Source organism: Capnocytophaga sp. oral taxon 338 str. F0234 (assembly GCF_000192225.1).
In the GTDB taxonomy this organism is placed as follows: domain Bacteria; phylum Bacteroidota; class Bacteroidia; order Flavobacteriales; family Flavobacteriaceae; genus Capnocytophaga.
The window spans coordinates 825,670-847,215 of record NZ_GL872413.1; the positions used below are offsets into that span (position 1 = coordinate 825,670).

Below are 21,546 nucleotides of genomic sequence, written 5' to 3' on the forward strand. Positions count from 1 at the left end.
GATGAAAAGAATTCTAATAACAACCTTAGGAGTAGGTTTCCTCTTGGCAAGTTGTACAAAGGATTTTGAAGACATTAATAAGAATCCAAATGTACCAGAGGAATATCTTACCTATGCTTTATTCAATGGTAATAATGAAGCTTTTTTGAATAATACAAGAGGGTATGATAATATGAAGCAAATGCGTGTATGGATGCAGTATACATCCCAACCTATTTATACAAAGGAGAGCCGCTATTTGCGTGACCCTAATGGTTCTAGTACACTTTATTTCAATGCGTATAAAAGAGCTATGGGATATAAGGAAATTATAAGGCTTAATACAGATCCTAAAACAAAGGATATCGTTCTGGATTATGGAAAGAATAATAACCAGATAGCTGCTGCTCGTATCATGCTGGCTTATATTTTTAGCATCATGGTACAATCCTTCGGAGATGTCCCTTATTATTCCTATGGAGATAGTGAAAATCCACATTTCCAAGCTTTACAAACCGACAAGTACGTAACTCCTGTATATGCTTCTGAAAAAGAAATCTATTTGGATATTCTCAAGGAACTGGAAGCTGCTATAGTACAGATAGAGCCTGATTCCTACGTGTTTTCCAGTGGAGATTTTCTCTTCGGAAAGCCTGAGAACTTGAAAAAGTTCGCCAATTCCCTACGCTTGCGTATTGCTAACCACTTAAAAGGAGCCAATGAGGCAGTGTTGGGCTCAGAATTAGCTGGTAAGGTGAAAACCATTATAGATTATTACAGGGCAGGACATGAAGATGAATTGTTGGATACTACTTTCAAAAGTGTAGAATTATCTTTTGAAGATAATTACACCTATCCAGCACCTATCTATTATGATTATTATGTAGGGAATCGTGTGGATTACCTTCCGTCCAGTAACTTTATAAAGCTTCTTGCTGGAAACAATAAGAAAGCCAATAATAGAGGTTTGAATTTTGGAATAGATCCTCGTATAGAAAAATACTTTGCTCCTGTGGGCTTAGGAAAATGGGATATATACTATGGTTATACATTGGATCAGTCCACCCCTATTGATACCACCAAATATGTGGGAATGCCTTATGGAATGCAGGAAGGAGCTACAGCAGACCAATATAAAGGTGGAGAAGCAGTTTCTCTCTTTTCGCAAGAAGTATTAGCCTCTACCGCAGCAGAGGTAATTATGGATTATAGTGAAGTATGCTTTATCCTTTCTGAAATCAGAGGTTGGGACAATGCTTTGTATAGGAAAGCTGTGGAGGCTTCTTTGGACAAATGGGGAATAACTGGAACAAGAAAATCCGATTATATGAGCACTCTTCCAGCAGCTACAGAGGAAAATGTACTTACGCAAAAGTATATTTCTCTTTATATGAACCCTGATGAAGCGTGGGCAGAATACCGCCGTACAGGCTATCCTAAAACATTTATTGAGGTAGGAGAAAGGGTAAGAGCCAATCTCCCTGCTGCTAACCCTCCTTTCTATGTATTCCAAAAGGATCCTTCAGCGGTGGATGTATCAGGGATACCTGACCGCTTGAGTTACCCTGATACTTATACAGGACTTAATCTTAATTATAAACAAGCTCTTAAAGATATGGGTATTTTAGAGGATTTAAGAGGACATAAGTTGATCTTTGCTACAAGGAATTAACTAAGAAAATAAAACTTTATTTCATGAAAGCAGCCAAAACCGGCTGCTTTTTCTTGTTTTTATGAAAATTATAAGAGTTGAACGATTAAGTATAACATATATAAAAGATGAAATAATCTTATAATTAGTATAGAATAATTCATATATTTGAGAATATAAATCTGTAAATATGCGTTATAATATATATTTTTTGTTTTTTTATAAAAGGTTTCTCATTTATAAGAAAAAAAACGTATCTTTGAGTCGCTAATCAAACATCATATAGAGATATGAACCTAAAAAAATTATTTTTATTGTTCTTCCTTGCCACTACAACAATGGCTTTTGCGCAACAGACTATCTCAGGGAGCGTGAAAAATAGTGCAGGGAAGCCTGTGGCAGGAGCTACTGTAAAAGTGGTAGGTACCAGCCGAAATGCAACCACTAACTCCGAGGGGATGTATGCTATTGAAGCACAGGTTGAGGAAACATTGCTTTTTTCCGCTCAGGGGTATAAGAATGTAGAAATCAAAGTGGGACTCTCCACCACAATCAATGCCGTTTTTCCTCCTTCAGATGAAAAGCAACAGGTAGGAGCCTTAGGGATTGAACGAAATAAAGACGCCGTAGGGTATAATACTCAAAATACAGAAGGTGGACAAAACCTCTCTGGTGCTGTAGCAGGAGCGCAAACCAGTACTTCCTCTTCTATGGGTGGAAATACTAATATTGTTCTTCGTGGGGTAGGTACCGTTACCGGTAGTAATCAACCTTTGATTGTAATTGATGGGGTACCTATGGCAACTGTAGGAGATGGTACAAATGTTAAGAATGCAGGGGATGCTCTCAGTGATATCAACCCTGAGGATATTGAATCCCAAAGTGTACTCTCCGGTGGTGCTGCTACAGCCCTTTATGGTAGCCGAGGAGGAAATGGGGTAATCCTTATCACTACCAAATCCGGTAAGGCCGGAAAAACTTCTATTGAAGTAAAATCAGGAGTTACTTTTGAAACTGCCTATATTGCACCAAGACTACAGGATGAATATGGAGGTGGGGATTCTCAACAGTTTGAAAGAGCAACTATTAATGGACAGCAATATAATCTTGCCAGATATGCTGTTGACCAAAGCTGGGGTCCTAAATATAAAGGGCAACCATATCTCCCTTGGTATGCTTTTGATAAAAAGTATTTGCCAGAACATTACCTTAAAGAAGTGCCTTGGCAATCACCTAAAAACGGAATAGAAAAATTCTATCGTACAGGGATAGGGCTTTCTAATTCTTTCTCTGTTTCTCGTTCATTGTCTGGAACTAACATTCGTTTCTCTTTAGGAAATAATGAAGTAAAAGGGATTGTACCTAATACTGATCTTCACAAAACAAACCTTTCTTTTAGCTTTACTTCAAAACTATCCAATAAACTTAAGAGTGAAGGAGGATTTAACTATGTGATTACCTCACGTACCAATCCTGACTTTGCTAATACCGTAGAAAATGACTTGGCGAATGTGTTCTATGGATGGAGCCAACGACAATTGGATGTAAAGAATTTGGAAAAATATTATATAGATCCTGCCGGTGGACAACGTACTTGGAACAGAACTGCTTGGAATAATGCAGATCCTAAGTTCGCAGATAACCCCTATTGGCAAGTATATAAGAACTATGGTAATGATAAAAGACATCGTTTCTTCGGAAATATAGGACTTACTTATAATTTCAGAGAAAATTTGTACTTAGTAGGTAAAATATATGGAGATATTTATTCTTATACTAAGGAAAAAAGAACTGCAGTTGGTGCTTATGACACACCTTCCTATGAAAAAACAGTATATACTAATTCCGATTTCAACTATGAAACTCGCTTGCACTATACACCTAAATTAGGCGATAATTTCTCCTTGACAGGATTTATAGGAATGTCCCGACGTGAAAGCAGATATGGCTGGTCAAAAGGACAAACCGTAGGAGGCTTGGTAGTACCTAATTATTATAATTTGGCTAATAGTAAGCAAACTCCTCGTGCCTCTGACTATGCTTCTTGGCAACGTACCAATAGTGTCTATGGAATGGCTTCTTTTGGATTTAAGAGTATGGCTTTTGTGGAAGTTACCGGACGTCAGGACTGGTTCTCCACAGTTTCCAAGCCTGTATTCTATCCTTCTGTAACAGGTTCTTTTGTATTTACTTCTGCAATAAAGAGCAAACCTTCCTGGCTCTCTTATGGTAAGGTAAGGGTAGCTTGGGCACAAGCAGGAAATGATACAGGACCTTATCGCTTAATAAACTATCCTGCAGTAAATCCTCCTTTTAGAGGTAGCCCAGACTATACTCGTTCTAACACAGCTAATAATCCTGATTTGGTGCCTGAAATTAAGGAAACCAAAGAAGTAGGATTGGAACTTCGCTTCCTTAATGACCGAGTATCTGTTAATGCTTCTGTATATAACATTCTTTCTAAAGACCTTATCATACCACTTCCTGTGGATGCAGCTAACGGATATAACTGGAAGTATGTAAATAGTGGTGAAATGTCCAATAAAGGGGTAGAAGTAACGCTTTCTGTTACCCCTATACAAACTGAAAAATTCAACTGGAACCTAAGTTGGAACTTCTCTAAAAATAAAAATAAGCTAGAAAAATTAGCTCCAGGGATTAAGAATTATAAGGTAAATTCAGATAAATATGGACAAGTATCTCTCTATGCGATAGAAGGTCGTCCTTTCGGAGAACTCTATGGTAGAGATTTTGTATACAAAGATGGTAAAAGAGTTGTAAGTTCTAATGGGAAATATGCAACTTCCGAACTTAAATCTTTAGGAAATATTATTCCAGACTATACTATGGGACTTTCCAATAGTTTCACTTATGGTCGTTTGAATTTATCCTTTGTGTTTGACTTCCAAAAAGGAGGAGATTATTTCTCAGCAGCTCACATGACAGGGATGAGTACAGGGATGTTACGAGAAACAGCTGCCAACGGAATACGTGAACTCATAAGAAGAAATGGAATAACAGAGGCGAGAGGGCTTATCCTCAAGGGAGTTAAGAGAGATGGAACACCTAATGATCAGATAATTGACCCACAAACCTTTGGAGAAGGATTCTTCCAAGGAGCTGTAGATAAGCAGAATATTTTTGATGCTACTTACCTAAAACTTAGAAGTGTATCTCTTTCCTATGATGTACCTCTACCAAGCACCAAACATCTCAAAGGGTTGAATGTTTCTCTCTTTGGTAATAACCTTTGGACTACCGCTTTGGATTGGGATGGTATGGATCCTGAAACAGCTGCTTCTAACCAAGGTATTGGAGAAATCTCTCTTCCTACCACACGTTCCTTCGGTATGAGTGTGGGATTAAAATTATAAAAAATAATATAGAACAAGATATGAAACGAATATTAACAATTATTTTATGTGGAGTCGGACTACTTTTAGGTAGTTGCGAGAAGGATTTTGAAGAAATCAATACCAATCCTAATAAACCAGAACAGCCACTTCCAACAGCTTTGTTCAATGGTTCTAATAAACTTCTGCTTAAGTATACGCGAAATTATACAACATCAGGAATGATGTTTCGTTCTTGGATGCAATATACCGCTCAGGATACTTATACTAAGGAAAGCCGTTTCCTATATCGTGATTATGCAGGGGACTACTTATGGCGTTTCCCTTACCAAGTGGCAGGTGGATATAAGGATATCATAGAACTTAATACCAATCCTAAAACGAAGGAACTCATGGCTGCTTATGGGAAAAATGAGAATCAAATAGCAGCTGCTCGTATCATGATGGCTTATGCTTTTTGCATCTTAGTGGAAACCTTTGGGGATGTTCCTTATTATTCTTGGGGAAGCCGTGATAATCCAAGATTCCAAGCATTACAACTCAATGAGCATATCTCTCCTGTATATGCTACTCAAAAGGAAATCTATACAGATTTGTTTAAAGAGTTGAAGGATGCCGCTGCTCAAATAGTAGATGATGCTTATGTATTCAAAGAAGGTGATTACATCTTTGGAACTCCAGAGAAAATGAAACGTTTTGCTAACTCCTTACGTTTGCGCCTTGCCGTACGTTTACATAATGCTCAAGATGGTGAACTTCAATCATTAGCTAATGAAGCTCTCAATGAACTTAAAGGAGGAGCTACAGTAATGCAAAGCAATAGTGATACTGTGGAGTTACAGTTTGATAGTGACGATACCAACCCTGCTCCTATCTATAAAGAATATTTTGTAGATAATCGTGTGGATTATTCTCCATCCAATAGCTTTGTACAACTTCTAAAAGGACAAAGAGGTAATTTTGGAGTAGATCCTCGTTTGCAAAAATATTTTGCTCCTAAAGGAATTACTAAATATCAAGCCAGAGATGGAAGGTATACTGAAAGTAATAACTTAGATGATTATATAGGAATGCCTTATGGTATGGATGAAAGTATGGCTGACTTCCAATTCAAATCAGGAGCTGCGGTTTCTTTTTTCAGTAGTAAAATACTTCAACCAAATTATGCAGAGGTATTTATAGAGTATTCTGAAGTATGTTTCTTACTCTCTGAAGCCAATGGATGGGATAATAATTGGTATAAAAAAGGAGTAGAAGCTTCTATGGAAAAATGGGGCGTGGATACTGCAAAAAGAACAAGTTTCTTAAGTACACTCGCAGCAGCCAATGAAGAAAATGTACTTACTCAAAAGTATATTGCTCTTTACATGAATCCTAATGAAGCGTGGGCAGAATATCGCCGTACAGGTTATCCTCATACTTTGATAAAGGTAGGAGAAGAAACAGACTTGAATATTCCTACAGAAGCAGGACAAACAAAGTATGTGTTTAAGTCCTTAGTAGCAGATGTAAATGATATTCCTGAACGTATATACTACCCTGTGGCATATAAGGTAATCAATAAAGAGAATTATGATAATGCCTTGAAATCTATGGGAATGACTACAGATATCATGACCAAAAGGCTCGCTTTTGATAGAGGTATTCGCCGCTAAATAATGAAATAAAAGAAGCTGGATAAAAGAAAACAGCTTCTTTTATTAAAGGTATTCAAATATATATAGAAGAAAATTAAAAACAAATTAATTTGAAAGATAATGAAAAATTTAAAAATATTTTTTGCAGTGGCGACAGCCGCTACAGTACTTTCTTCTTGTAATAAGGACCCTAAAGAGGACTATACACTGCCTCCTGTACAAGATGTAGGAAAAGTAACATTGGAATTTAAGAATTATTTTGGGAATGAACCTCTTCAACTTAATCATTCTTACACCTCTAACGGACAACAGGTTTCTTTTTCAGAAGTAAAGTATGTAATTACTAATATCTCTATGATAACCAAGGATGGTACAGAAGTGGTATATAATCAAGAGAATTTAGATAAAGCAGGATATATTATCAGTCAAGCAGCTGAGGCTTCTCAGACCTTCGTCCTAGATACAATGGCGGCAGCTAAATACAAAACAATCCGATTTGGATTAGGAATAAAGGAGAACTTGAATGACCTTGAAGAAGCTAGAACTAAGTTTCCTGCTTTCTATCGCCTTTCCCAAGAACAAGATATGCAATGGGCATGGTCAAATAATTTCCTCTTCGCAAAGATTAAGGGTACTTATGGAGGTAGCAATGATCTTGCTGTCCTCATAGGAAATGGACAAGAAGGAAAGAAATTACATTCTACTTGGAATGCCAAAGAAGGAATAGATAGGGTAGATGTGAGTATAGTTAATGGCAAAGAAGTAAAGAGAAAATGGAAACAAAGTAGCCGTAATGCTTTCCGTTATATTGTCTTGGACTTGCCCGATAACTTCTCTCTTGCCAAAGGAGGAAATGCTAAAATTACTATTAAGGCGGATTTGGATAAGCTTCTCAATGGAGCTAATAAAATAACCTTAAATGCAAAGATTCCTGAAGGTCAAGAGAATATGGATATGGCACTACGTATCATGAATAACATAGGAGGTCGCAATAGCCTTAGTAATAAAGGTATTCGTATAAGAAAAATTAAAGATACAAGTGTATCTCCAGATGTTGATTTGGAAAATGTAGCTGATAATACTGTGGTTGTGAATTCAGATGCACATAAAGTGGATAGTAAAGGAATGTTTTCTGTACTAAGTGTTCAATAATCATATCAATTTAAGCTAATAAAGGTCGGGTTATTCAAGAAATTGAATAACCCGTTTTTTTAATGGAGAAATATGGATTCATTAATAATCTTTTGTAATGAAAAGGTAAATTATAAAGGATGAAAGTAACTTATAGTTATTCAAGAGAATCCTTCTAAAAAATATAGTTATAAATTATAAAATATTTTTATATTATTTAACGCAATATTTTATATCAAAAAAATATGTGATTAAGGTTTCAGATTTGGTAGAAAAATCGTAAATTTGCGCCACTAATGAACATACAAGAGATATGAATTTAAAAAAATTATTCTTATTGTTTTGCTTTGTCGTAACGACAATGACCTTCGCTCAACAGAAGATCTCTGGGAGCGTAAAAGATGGTGCAGGGAAACCTGTAGCGGGTGCCAATGTAACTGTGTTTGGAACTACCCGCATGGCTAAAACTAACACTGATGGGGTGTATTCCATTTCTGCCAAAGAGGGGGAAGTGTTACAATTCACCTTAGCAGGGTATAAAAGTGTAGAAGTTAAGGTAGGACTTTCCTCTACTATTGATGCTGTACTCCTTCCTTCTGTAGCTCAAGATGGTGGAGAAGCAGGAGCCTTAGGAATTAAGCGTGATAAAAACGCTGTAGGGTATGCCACTCAGAAAACAGAAGCTGACCAGGGACTCTCCGGTAATGTTGCTGGGGTACAAACCTCTACAACTTCTTCTATGGGAGGGAATACCAATGTAACTATTCGTGGAGTAGGAAGTATTACCGGTAGTAACCAACCACTTATCGTTATCGATGGAGTGCCTATGGCAACCGTGGGAGATTCTGATAGTAAGTTTGGGGATGCTGCTGGAGATATTAACCCTGAGGATATTGAATCCGTAACAGTCCTTTCAGGAGGAGCAGCTACTGCCCTTTATGGTAGTCGTGGTGGAAACGGAGTAATTATCTATACTACCAAATCCGGTAAGGCAGGAAAGACAGCTATTGATGTAAAATCTTCTGTTTCTTTTGAAAGAAATTACATCGCTCCTAAGTTACAAAATGAGTATGGTGGAGGTAGATCTCCTTCTTTCCGTACTTATACTGTGAACGGGAGAGATTATAATGTACCCGCTTATGAAAGTGATGAAAGTTGGGGTCCTAAATATGATAATCAACCATACCTTCCTTGGTACGCTTTTGATAAGGAATACCTCCCTCAGCATTACTTGAAGGAAGTGCCTTGGAGAGCTCCTAAGAATGATGTAGATAAGCTTTTTAGAACAGGGCTTAATGTAGCTAACTCTGTTTCTGTATCCCGTGCTGTAGGAGGTACAAACTTGCGTTTCTCTTTAGGAAATAATGAAGTAACAGGAGTTGTTCCCAATACTAAACTTCAGAAAACAAATGTATCTTTCAGTTTTAATTCTACTTTAACCAAGAAATTGAAAAGTGAAGGAGGGTTTAACTATATTATTACCTCTCGTGATAACCCAGAGAACTCTTATACAATGAAGAATCCTATCTCTAAGGTGCTTTATGCTTGGAGTCAACGTCAATTGGATGTGAAAAACTTAGAGAATTATTATAAAGATCCTAACGGAAACCAACGTACATGGAATAGAAAATCAGCAGCTGATGGATCGCCTCGTTATACCGATAACCCTTATTGGACACTGTATGAAAATACAAGTAATGATAAGCGCCATCGTTTCTTTGGAAATATAGGATTTACTTATAATTTTACAGATAACCTCTATTGGGTAGGAAAAATCTATGGAGATATCTATAACTTGAATACAGAAAAAAGAGTAGCAGTAGGTTCTAAGGAACAATCTTCTTATGAAACAGCTAATTATACCAATTCTGATTTCAACTATGAAACACGTTTGCACTACACACCAAAACTTGGTAAGGATTTTACTTTGACCGGTTTTGTAGGGTTAGCACGTCGTGAAGGAAGATATCAGTGGGTAAAGGGGAAAACCAATGGTGGATTAGTCCTTCCTAATTTCTATAACTTGGAAAACAGTGTGGAAAAACCTTCTTCTACTAATTACCGTAACTGGAGACGTACCAATAGTATCTTTGGAATGGTTTCTTTTGGTTACAAAGGAATGGTATTCGTAGAAGCTACAGGGCGTAAGGATTACTTTTCTACAGTATCTCAACCTGTGTTCTATCCTTCTGTAACAGGTTCTTTCGTGTTTACCTCTGCTTGGAAAAGCAAACCTTCTTGGTTCTCTTATGGTAAAATACGTGCAGCTTGGGCTCAGGCAGGTAATGATACCGCTCCTTACCAGTTGGTTACTTATCCTACTATAGGGTTACCTTTTAATGGAAATCCTAATTACCTACATTCTATTACACAGAATAATCCTGATTTGGTGCCTGAAATTAAGGAAACCAAAGAAGCTGGTTTGGAATTGCGTTTCTTCAATGATCGTCTCTCAGCCAATGTTTCTGTATATGATATTCTTTCTAAGAACCTTATTATTCCGCTTCCTGTGGATGGAGCTAACGGATATATATATAAGATGGTTAATAGTGGAGAAATGTCCAACAAAGGGATAGAGGTATCTCTTTCTGCAACCCCTGTGAAAATGGGTAAATTCTCTTGGAATGTAAGTTGGAACTTTGCTAAGAATAATAACAAATTGTTGAAACTTTATCCAGGAACCACTCGTTACAAAATTACCAATGATAGTTCAGGATTAGTTTCTCTTTATGCTATTGAAGGAGAGGCTTACGGACAGCTTTTTGGTAGAGACTTCTTATATGATAAGAAAGGTAATAGATTGGTCGATGCCAATGGTAAATACCTTACTTCAGAACCTAAGGCTTTAGGCTCTATCATCCCAGATTATACTATGGGACTTAAAAATTCTGTCAAATATGGTCCTGTAACTTTATCTTTCTTATTTGATTTTCAAAAAGGAGGAAAATATTTTGCTAATGCTTATATGCTTGGTATGTACACAGGTACTTTACGTGAAACTACTATCCAGGGTATGCGTGAAGAATTAGCTGGAGGACCTGACGGACAAAAAGGAATTACTGTACCTGGAGTATTTGCTCCCGGAACTCCTAAAGCAGGACAACCTAATGATAAAAGAATAAGTCCTAAGACCTATGGAAGTCTCTTCTATCGAGGAGTGGACTCTCAGAATATTTTTGATGCTACTTACTTTAAACTCAGAAGTGTAACACTCTCTTATGATGTACCACTTGCAGAGAAGAAGCATATCAAAGGTCTTAATATTTCTCTCTTTGGAAATAACCTTTGGACTACAGGTCTTGACTGGGATGGTATGGATCCTGAAATTGCTGCCTCTAACAAAGGTATTGGAGAAACTTCCTTGCCTTCTACTCGTTCCTTTGGTATGAGTATAGGTTTAAAATTATAATAACAAAATAGACAACGAAGATGAAACGAATATTATCTATTATATTATCTGGAGCAGGATTACTGCTTAGCACCAGTTGTGAGAAGGATTTCGAAGAAATCAATACCAACCCTAATAAGCCTAAAACCTCTCTTTCTTATGCCTTATTCAATGGCTCTAATAAGAGGCTTATGGATTACACTCGCTATACCACTACTTCCGGAAAGCTTATGCGCTCTTGGATGCAGTATACTGCACAGACCGCTTATACTAAGGAAAGCCGATTCCTTTATAGTGATTATTCAGGAGACTATATCTGGCGCTTCTGCTATCAAGTAGCAGGAGACTATAAGGAAATTATAGAGCTTAATACAGATCCTGCAACAAAGGTAAAAACAGCTCTCTATGGAAATAATGATAATCAGATTGCGGCATCTCGTATCTTGATGGGATATGTCTTTAGTCTGCTTGCAGAAACTTATGGAAATGTACCTTACTACTCTTGGCACGGAAAGGATAATCCTAAATTTCAGGCTTTACAATTGGAGAAATACATCTCTCCTGAATATGCATCTGAAAAGGATATTTATATGGATATCTTAGAGGATCTTAAGGAGGCTGTAGACCAAATTAAAACTACAGATGCCGATGGTAAGGCTATTAAGAATGTATTTACTGCAGGAGATGATCTTTTCAGAACTCCTGAAAAATTGAAAAGATTTGGTAATTCCTTACGCTTGCGTATTGCCATGCATCTTTCAAGAGTAAGGGATACAGAACTTAAGAATAAGGCTCTGGAAACTATTCGGGAAATAACAGTAACCAATCCTGCTAAATATCCTGTAATGCAATCCAATGCAGATACAGTAGAACTTCCTTATGAAAGTAATGATACCAATCCTTCTCCTATTTATAAGAACTATTTCGTAGATAGAAGAACTGACTATTCTCCTGCTAATACGCTTGTTGAGATACTTAAGGGAACCCGAGGAGCTAGTTTAGGTTTTGGAGTAGACCCTCGTTTGCAGAAATATTGTGCTCCTAAGAATACTTCCTTGAGTGTGATAAAGGCAGGTTCTTATCAAGAAACAGATGATCTCACCAAGTATGCAGGCATGCCTTATGGAATAAATGAATCTTATAGTGATTCTCAGTTCAGTTCAGGAAGGCTTGTTTCTCTTTTTTCTTCCAAAATCCTTAATCCTAATTATGCAGAAGTATTTATGGAATATTCAGAAGTATGTTTCTTGCTCTCTGAAGCTCCTTATGCTTTAGGAGGTGCTTGGGATGATGCCAAGTATAAAGAAGGAGTAAGAGCTTCTATGGAAAAATGGGGAGTAGATGCTACTAAGATTACTGCTTTTGTAAATAGGCTTCCTGCCGCTACAGAGGAAACTGTGATGACTCAAAAGTACATTGCTCTTTATATGAATCCAAATGAGGCTTGGACTGAATACCGACGTACAGGATACCCAAATATTCTTATAAAGAATGGAGATGTGAATCCTTTGTTAGAGAATGTAACAAATGCTAAAACACATGAGGTAGTAACCACTTATACATTTACCTCTTTGGTATCAGGAGTGGATTTCCCTCAACGCCTTCAATATCCATTGACTTATAAAAATATTAACTTAGCTAATTTCCAAAAGGCTTTGAAAGATATGGGTATGGGAGATAGAGACTTTATTGGTCAAAAACTTATTTTTGCAAAACAATAAGTAAAAAGATGTTTTCATAATTGTGAAGGGTGGTTGCAATTTTGCAACTGCCCTTTTTTATGATTGAATTGGCGTAAAGAAACAATTGATTAATTTTATATTTTATATGATTTTTTTTTGTATCTTTGCACGTTATCTTTTATAAGATACGTTAGAGTATAATTAATCATAACTGAAGAATATTCATAAATAGAAATAATGGCACAAATAAAGGCGGCTGAGGTTTCAGCGATTCTTAAAAAACAATTAGCAAACTTTGATGCTTCTGTATCCTTGGAAGAGGTAGGGACGGTGTTAGAAGTAGGAGATGGGATTGCTCGTATTTTTGGTCTTTCCAAGGTAGAAAATGGAGAGCTTGTCCACTTCGAATCTGGACAAGAAGGAATGGTGCTTAACCTTGAAGAAGACCATGTAGGGGTAGTACTCTTAGGCTCTTCCACACAGATAAAGGAAGGAGATATAGTAAAGCGTACCAAGACTATTGCCTCTATCAAAGTGGGAGAGGGAATCGTTGGGCGAGTTATCAATACTTTAGGAGAACCTATTGATGGAAAAGGACCTATCTTAGGAGAACTCTATGAAATGCCTTTTGAACGTAAGGCTCCTGGGGTTATCTATCGCCAACCGGTGAATGAACCTTTACAGACAGGAATTAAAGCTATTGATGCAATGATTCCTATTGGACGAGGACAACGTGAACTTGTCATTGGTGACCGACAAACAGGAAAAACAACAGTATGTATTGATACCATCCTTAATCAAAAAGAATTCTATGATGCAGGCAATCCTGTATATTGTATCTATGTAGCCATTGGACAGAAAGCCTCTACAGTAGCAGGAATAGCTAAGACTTTAGAGGATGCAGGAGCACTTGCGTATACCACTGTTTTGGCAGCCAATGCTTCTGACCCTGCTCCTATGCAGGTGTATGCTCCTTTTGCAGGAGTTGCTATTGGGGAATATTTTCGCGATACAGGTCGCCCTGCCCTTATCATCTATGATGACCTTTCCAAACAAGCAATGGCTTATCGTGAAGTATCGCTCTTACTTCGTCGTCCACCTGGACGAGAAGCCTACCCTGGAGATGTATTTTACTTACACTCTCGCCTTTTGGAACGTGCAGCCAAGGTGATTAAGGATGATAATGTGGCACGTAATATGAATGACCTCCCCGAATCCATTAAGCATCTTGTCAAAGGAGGAGGTTCCCTTACAGCACTTCCTATTATTGAAACCCAAGCAGGGGACGTTTCTGCCTATATCCCAACCAATGTGATTTCTATTACTGACGGACAGATATTCCTTGAATCTGACCTCTTTAACTCAGGAGTACGCCCAGCTATTAATGTGGGGATCTCTGTATCCCGTGTGGGAGGTTCCGCTCAGATCAAATCCATGAAGAAGGTTGCGGGTACTCTTAAACTTGATCAAGCACAGTTCCGCGAATTGGCAGCTTTTGCTAAGTTCGGCTCTGACTTGGATGCCGCTACCAGTAATGTGATTGAGAAAGGAAAGCGTAATGTAGAAATTCTCAAGCAGTCGTCCAATGACCCTTATAAGGTAGAAGACCAAGTAGCAATTATCTATGTAGGGTCTAAAAACTTACTTCGCCAAGTGCCTGTGGAATGTGTACGTGAATTTGAAAAAGATTTCTTGGAGACCCTTCGAGCTACTCATGAGGAAACTCTATTGCAGCTTAAAGCTGGGAAAATTAATGATGAAATCACAGCTGTATTGGACAAAGTAGCCAAAGAAGTAGCACAAAAGTATGTAAAATAGAATATTATTATATTAATATCAATAGAATATTGCCTTACACCCACCCTTGTAAGGTAATATTTTTATAAGACTAAGAGAATGAGAACATTAGGAGAACTGATAAATAAAGAAGAGCCTGGTTGGAACTTGGTGCAAGAGTGGTTACAGAATGCTACGAATCCCTATGAAGTACTCCCTCGGGATACCAAGCGTGCGGAAAAAGAACTGCTTAATGCACAGGTAACTACACGTTCGCCCATGGGAGCTATTATTTATCAAACAGGAGGAATTCTTATTGATAGTGGCTGGATACGTATCTTAGGCTCCGGCTCTGAAAGATTAAATAGAGGTATGTTCGAGTGGAATAAAGGAAAAACTTTTGAACATTATGGAGAACCTCCTGTATTTTTATTGGTTGCAGATGATGTTCTTGGTGGGTTATTTGCAATTAATGGTGGTGCTTTTGGTCAAGAAGGTTTGGGAAAAATATTTTACTTAGCTCCAGATACACTTTCTTGGGAGCCTATGAACTGTGGTTATTCAGAGTTCTTTAACTGGACTTTACAAGGAAATGTACACCAGTTCTATGAGCCTTTCTATTGGAAAGGATGGCGGGAGGAAGTCACTAAGCTCAGAGGGAATCAAGCATTTTCGTTTTTTCCTTTCCTTTGGACAAAAGAAGGTAAACAGATAGAGACTCTTAGCCGAAAAGTAGTTCCTATGGAGGAGAGCTATCGCCTTACTATGGATATGCAAAGACAACTCTCTGAAAGAGAATAATGAGAGTCCTTTCTCTCCTAAAAACAAGGGTTACAAATGTAAAAGTAGCACATCTCACAATTATAATTAGTGGGGGATATACTACTCTGTAATTTTTGTTCTTAGCCAGAGGATTCCCTAAAAAATGATACTATAGAAAAAAGATTGGATAGATTAATAAAAAGTTACACTCCTCCTGAAAAAATAATAAAAGAAATGAATGCCCTAGACTATTCAGAAAGGATGATAAGAGAGAACGATAGGTTCCAATACTATTCTGAATGGTTAAATCAACTAAATGAATTTCTTAAGAAACTTAAGTAATCTTATATTTTCTTACTATTTTTGTAAGTTTCTATATTATTGATGAATAAATCAAAGAGATAGCTGGCATCGTGAGGACCTGGAGCGGCTTCAGGGTGATACTGTACACTGAATACAGGATGGTTCTTAAGGCGAATGCCCGCTACAGTACCATCATTCAGATGTAGATGGGTGATTTCTATATTAGGGTTTTTCTCCGCTAATTCCTTATTAACAGCAAATCCATGATTTTGAGAGGTAATCTCGCTTTTCCCCGTAAGGAGGTTTTTCACAGGATGATTGATTCCCCTGTGTCCATTGCGCATTTTGTAGGTAGGTACCCCTTGAGAGAGCGCAATGAGTTGGTGTCCTAAGCAAATTCCAAATATAGGCTTGCCACTTTCAATCAGTTGTCGGGTAAGAGCTATTACTTCGGTCAGAGGTTCAGGATCGCCAGGACCATTAGAGAGGAAGTAACCATCAGGAGCAAAAGAAGTAAGCTCTTCAAAGGTAGCAGTATGGGGGAAGACCTTGATATAAGCATCCCGAGCAGCTAAATTGCGCAATATATTGCGCTTAATTCCTAAATCCAATGCTGCAATCCGATATTTAGCATGTTCTTCTCCTACAAAATAAGGCTCCTTAGTAGAAACTTTAGGAGCTAAGGCTAAACCTTTCATGGAAGGTTGCCCCTTGAGTTGGGCTTTGAGCTCCTCTATATTGTCAACTTCGGTGGAGAGTACAGCATTCATACTACCGTGGTCACGTATGTAGGCTACCAAGGCACGTGTATCTACTTCACTTATGACGAATAAGCCTTGTCTTTCTAAGAAATTACCTAAGGACTCGCAGGCAGAGCGTGAGCCAAATTCACTAAAATTACGACATACTAAGCCGGCAATCTTTACCCCATCGGATTCATTTTCCTCCTCAAGAGTTCCATAGTTACCAATGTGAACAGTAGCTGCTACCATAATTTGTCCAAAGTATGAAGGGTCAGTGAAAATTTCCTGATAACCAGTCATCCCTGTATTAAAACAGATCTCGCCAAAAGCACTTCCTACCTTTCCCTCTGCTTTCCCATAGAAGAGAGTGCCATCCTCCAAGAGAACAATCGCTGGTTTTTTTTGTGTATATTTCATAGATTTAATAAGATAAAAGTTTAAACTTTGTCTCTGCAAAAATACAAAATAATTGTCAATTTATCAATCGTTTGTAGTACCTTAAAATTCCTATAGAGAATTATTTCTTTCTATTCAGTAAATTTTTCTAAAGAACATATATCTTCAGGTTATTTTCTCAAGTAGTGGCTTCTATTGTTATTTTTCTCTTCCTAACAAAAGATACTATCCCCAAAATAAGTACAAATGCTATAGCATAGTATACGAAGTTAGGGGTAATTACCTTCTCTCCACTGGCATAGCTATGCAGTCCAGAGAGGTAGAAGTTTACTCCAAAATAGGTCATTAGGATACTGGCAAAAGCCACAACGCTAGCAAAATTGAACCCCCATACCCCACGCAAAGAGGGGACAATACGCATGTGAATAACAAAAGCATATACCATGATACTTACTAAAGCCCATGTTTCCTTAGGATCCCAACCCCAATAACGTCCCCAGCTTTCATTTGCCCATTGAGCTCCTAAAAAGTTTCCAATGGTAAGCATAATAAGCCCTACGGTTAAGGAAAGTTCATTGACGATGGTAAGCTCATCAATAACAAGTTTAATTTTTTCTTTGTTCTTCTGGGTTGTGAAAATGATAAGGAACAGATTCATAATTCCCAGTATCATTCCTAAGGTGAAGGGTCCATAACTACCTACAATTACTGCAACGTGAAGCATAAGCCAATAGCTATTGAGTACAGGCTGTAGGTTACCTATGGAGGGATCCAGCCAATTCCAATGGGCAATCATCAGAATCATGGAGGTAACAAAAGCAGTAGAAGCAAGGCTCAAGGGTGAGCGCCGAGCAAAACAAAGCCCTATCCCCATTGTCGCCCAAGCTACATAAATCATGCTTTCATAAGCATCACTCCATGGAGCATGCCCTGAAATGTACCAGCGAAAAGCAAGTCCTATGGTATGCAAAGTGAAGAGGAAGAAAAGCAAAACAGTACATATATTAGAAAGAATACGCAAGGTTTTTCGTTCCTTAAAGATACGAATAATCAAGATAACGAACATAAAGGTACCCACATATAAGTACCAACTAAAAAGGCTCTTGAAGACATCATATTTGTTATAAAGAATTTCTGCATTGATTTTCTCCTCTGAAGGTATAACATTCCGTCCTACTACTTTTTGATTTTCCTTCAGTAGTTTTAGTATTTGATCCGCTTGAGTATAGTTACCTGTTTGGGTAGCTTCTTTTAGAGAGGTGAGATACCATCGGAAGGAATTTTTGATAAAGTTCTCTTCTAGAGAATCTTTGACATAAGAGGGATTTTCATAGAGATCCAAAGGAGCTATCCATTTGTTATTCAGTGTATCTCTTAGAGGAAAAATACGCAACATACTCCCTGAGAGGGCACGCTCCAAAAGGTGAATTTTCATATCTACTTCCTTGAATTCCTTTTGGAATTGATTAGGGTTATTGGTGGCATAAGCCTCTCTGAGATAAGGTTCTAATTTGTTCTGATAATCCTTATCTAAGAAATCTAAAGCACGTACACGCTTAAGTCCCTTTTCTACCCCTAATATCTTGTGTAAGCTGTCATTATCTTTTTTAATATAGAAGAAATCCACATTGTACCATAGCTGGCGGTTTAGGAGCATGGAAAGAAATACCTGATTAGCATCCAAGCCACGGAAGGAATCCGCTTTACTTACTTTCCTAAGCAGTTCGGAGGCAAAGGTATTGATGGGCTTCATACGACCATCTTCATCCTGAATGACTAAGTGGGCAAACTTATCTGCATGAACTCTATCTACAGTATTAGCTTTTAGAAGAGAATCTATTTGCTTGGAAGTCAGTTCAAAGGAGTCATGTTGTGCATATACTCCTACGGAGAATAATAGGAGAAAGAGGGTCATGAGTCCTTTACGCTTTTCTTGGAGTTTTCTAAGCTTTTGGCTTAGCTGGACAAAACGTGTCCTCCCAAAGAACATACTAGCTATAAGACCTATATAAAGGAGAGTATAACCGATATAAGTTAGAAGGGTCCCCCAATAGTCATGATTGACAGAAAGGACAGTTCCTTTTTCATCAGGATAGAAGTTGGCTTGAAAGAAGCGATATCCTTTATAGTTAAGAATATGATTCATATAAATATCATATTTAAAAGTTTTTTCGGGACTACTTACCGTTACTTTACTCTTGAAAGAGGAGTAACTGCGCTCGGTACCTGGGTATTTTTCGGCAATAAAATCATTTAACTTAATCTTAAAGGGTAGGGGAGTGCGTACCGATCCATAGTTAAAGTGAAAGGTAAGTCCACCAACCTCTACAGAAGTAGTCGGATTAATTACATCTCGCCTACCCAAGACACCAATAGTTTTACTCTCTCCTGATGAAGTAACTTTTAGGATAATAGCGCTCTCATCCGAAGGAGATCTTCTTTTTTCTGGAATAGAGGTAAGTTGCATTCTCCCCCTTTTCAGAGGTTGAGGAAATACAAAACGCATACCCGCTAAGTTATACAGGGAGCGGTATTGTAAGGCTTGCATGCTATCTTTAGCCACTTCGTATACTTTCTGGTCGCTCATAGTCATATAACTCCCTATAAAAGGGCTACTGATATAGCTTCCTTCGGGAGTAATCTGTAAGTTGATAGCTCCAAAGGTAGGTTTATTCAGGGAGAACAGGATTCCATGTAGGGATAAGGTAGTACCTACTTTAAGGTAATGCTCATGTCCCTGACTATCACCAGAGCTTTCTACAATCTTGAGATAATCATCTCCATTGGAATCTTCTACAAAGGTTTCTTCAGCATTAGCAATAAATTTTGTGAGTTCTATATGAAAATCCTTCCCCTTGAAATCGGAGTCCCAACTATAGGAATTAGAAGTGAATTCTGAGAAAAGAACTGGTTCTTGCTTGGCTTTACGCAAAGGTTTTCCTTCGAAGGTACCATCCACTTGGGCGGTGATATAGGTCTGTTCGGAGGTATAGAAATCAGCTTCTTCTCCTTCACGTAAGGCTAATTTTCCTTCATCACTGAGGTATCGGGTAATTCCTGCTCCTATAATGATAAATACCCAAGAGGCATGTAGGACAAATACTGCCCAATTTTCCCGTTTTAAGAGGCGATATCTATCTATATTCCCGATGAAATTTACCACAAAGAGAGCCATAATAAGTTCAAACCACCAAGCATTATAAATCCATATTTTGGCAGTGTCCGTATTATAAAGAGTTTCTACAAAAGTACCTATGGCTAAGGCAGCTGCATAAGCTAAGAAAAGTACTGCCATAAGTCGTGTGGAAATGAGAATTTGTGAGAGTTTCTTAAGCATTTCTTCTTATATAAATCAAGTGCAAAAATAGCTATTTTTCGCTAATAAGGAATAAAAAAATTTTTGTATTTTTGCCCAAATTAAAAAAGATATGGAATTATACTATGCTTTCTCAGTAATTATTGTATTGGCAGCCTTGTTCTCCTATGTGAATGTAAGATATGTGAAACTTCCAATGACCATCGGAATTATGGTTATTGCTATGATGGTATCGGTAGGGATACGCCTTTTTGGGGAGACTATTTTCACAGGACTTTCTCATAAACTTGAAACCCTTTTGGAAGGCTTTAATTTTACAGAAATTCTGATGAGTGCTATGCTTAATTTTCTACTTTTTGCAGGGGCATTGCATATTAATATATCTGATTTAAAGGAATATAAACTTCCTATTTTTACTTATGCTACTGTAAGTGTTGTACTTTCAGCATTTTTTATTTCAGCACTATTGTTTTATATAGCACCTTTAGTAGGAATTCATATTCCGTATATCTATTGTCTACTCTTTGGAGCTCTTATCTCACCTACTGATCCTATTGTGGTCTTAGGTGTTCTCAAGCAGGCAAATGTACCTAAACGTATTGAAGCTAAGATAACAGGTGAATCCCTCTTTAATGATGGAGTTGCTGTAGTGATGTTTGCAGTAGTGCTTAAACTTGCTACCGATACTTCTTTTGAGCCTTCTTTTAATACGATTACTAAGCTCTTCTTGATAGAGGCAGGTGGAGGTGTTTTTCTAGGGGTTCTCTTAGGTTGGGTCGCCTCTGAGATGATGAAAAAGGTAGATGACTACCATGTAAGTGTTCTGGTGACTTTGGCGGTGGTTATGGGTGGTTTTCTCATAGCAAAGGACTCTCATGTCTCCTCTCCACTGGCTATGGTTATTGCAGGACTTTTCATAGGTAATGTAGGGAAAAAGGCTAATAGTGAAGAAAATAGGGATTATTTAAGTAAGTTCTGGGCGATTGTAGATGAAATTATGAATGCTATTCTGTTCCTCTTTATTGGTTTTGAGATGCTTCTGATAGATAACCTCAATGAACAACTTCTTTTAGGAGGAATAGCTATTATTGTTTGTCTTCTGGGACGTGCTCTGGCAATTTATATTCCTGCCAAGACAATCCTTAGAAAGGTAAGCACTTATTCACAGGGCTCTCTAATCACTATGGTATGGGGTGGAGTACGGGGAGGAGTTTCTATCGCCTTGGTACTTTCTATTCCCCAAGATCATGGAGGGTTTAAGGAAACTTTGCTACAAATCACTTATATTGTGGTGCTTTTCTCTATCTTAGTGCAGGGACTTACAATAGGGAAGGTTGCTAAGGGGGCACTTCACCGGGAAGAAGTCATGGTGAGGCTGAAAAGAATCAAAATGATACAAAATCGCAGAGAAAAAGAATAACTTGTTTTT

11 protein-coding genes are annotated in these 21,546 nt (G+C 37.8%); 9 read left to right on the top strand and 2 right to left on the bottom strand.

Annotated features, from left to right (window positions below):
* Position 1: 1 nt before the first annotated feature.
* The 8 genes from HMPREF9071_RS03850 to HMPREF9071_RS03885 all read left to right on the top strand — a co-directional run bounded on the left by HMPREF9071_RS03850 (position 2) and on the right by HMPREF9071_RS03885 (position 15,398).
* Positions 2-1,651, top strand: coding sequence for a SusD/RagB family nutrient-binding outer membrane lipoprotein (locus HMPREF9071_RS03850; RefSeq protein ID WP_009745263.1), 1,650 nt, complete (start codon positions 2-4; stop codon positions 1,649-1,651).
* A 269-nt stretch (positions 1,652-1,920) separates the two neighbouring features.
* Entirely contained in the window at positions 1,921-5,004 is a 3,084-nt protein-coding gene (locus HMPREF9071_RS03855; RefSeq protein WP_009745264.1) for a SusC/RagA family TonB-linked outer membrane protein, read from the top strand.
* Between the two features lie 20 nt (positions 5,005-5,024).
* The gene (locus HMPREF9071_RS03860; RefSeq protein WP_009745265.1) at positions 5,025-6,638 is read left to right on the top strand and encodes a SusD/RagB family nutrient-binding outer membrane lipoprotein; all 1,614 of its coding nucleotides are present in this window, start codon (positions 5,025-5,027) and stop codon (positions 6,636-6,638) included.
* A gap of 102 nt (positions 6,639-6,740) precedes the next feature.
* The gene (locus HMPREF9071_RS03865) at positions 6,741-7,772 is read left to right on the top strand and encodes an MbnP family protein (RefSeq protein WP_009745266.1); all 1,032 of its coding nucleotides are present in this window, start codon (positions 6,741-6,743) and stop codon (positions 7,770-7,772) included.
* Between the two features lie 292 nt (positions 7,773-8,064).
* The gene (locus HMPREF9071_RS03870) at positions 8,065-11,160 is read left to right on the top strand and encodes a SusC/RagA family TonB-linked outer membrane protein (protein ID WP_040357993.1); all 3,096 of its coding nucleotides are present in this window, start codon (positions 8,065-8,067) and stop codon (positions 11,158-11,160) included.
* Between the two features lie 20 nt (positions 11,161-11,180).
* Entirely contained in the window at positions 11,181-12,860 is a 1,680-nt protein-coding gene (locus tag HMPREF9071_RS03875; RefSeq protein ID WP_009745268.1) for a SusD/RagB family nutrient-binding outer membrane lipoprotein, read from the top strand.
* Positions 12,861-13,058: 198 nt separating this feature from the next.
* Complete coding sequence (gene atpA / locus HMPREF9071_RS03880) at positions 13,059-14,639, top strand: F0F1 ATP synthase subunit alpha (protein ID WP_009745269.1); 1,581 nt, start codon at positions 13,059-13,061, stop codon at positions 14,637-14,639.
* Positions 14,640-14,717: 78 nt separating this feature from the next.
* Positions 14,718-15,398, top strand: a complete 681-nt coding sequence (locus HMPREF9071_RS03885) for a DUF2625 domain-containing protein (protein ID WP_009745270.1) — start codon at positions 14,718-14,720, stop codon at positions 15,396-15,398.
* Positions 15,399-15,703: 305 nt separating this feature from the next.
* On the opposite strand, the gene carA is transcribed toward HMPREF9071_RS03885, so the two are convergent.
* Together carA and ccsA are read right to left on the bottom strand one after the other, a co-directional pair.
* On the bottom strand, positions 15,704-16,822 hold the full coding sequence (gene carA, locus HMPREF9071_RS03890; protein WP_009745271.1) for a glutamine-hydrolyzing carbamoyl-phosphate synthase small subunit: 1,119 nt from the start codon (positions 16,820-16,822) through the stop codon (positions 15,704-15,706).
* A gap of 157 nt (positions 16,823-16,979) precedes the next feature.
* Positions 16,980-20,138: a cytochrome c biogenesis protein gene (ccsA, locus tag HMPREF9071_RS03895; protein ID WP_009745272.1), complete on the bottom strand. Its 3,159-nt coding sequence runs from the start codon at positions 20,136-20,138 to the stop codon at positions 16,980-16,982.
* Positions 20,139-20,229: 91 nt separating this feature from the next.
* On the opposite strand from ccsA, the gene HMPREF9071_RS03900 reads away from it, so the two are divergent.
* The gene (locus HMPREF9071_RS03900) at positions 20,230-21,537 is read left to right on the top strand and encodes a sodium:proton antiporter (RefSeq protein WP_009745273.1); all 1,308 of its coding nucleotides are present in this window, start codon (positions 20,230-20,232) and stop codon (positions 21,535-21,537) included.
* Positions 21,538-21,546: the final 9 nt, after the last annotated feature.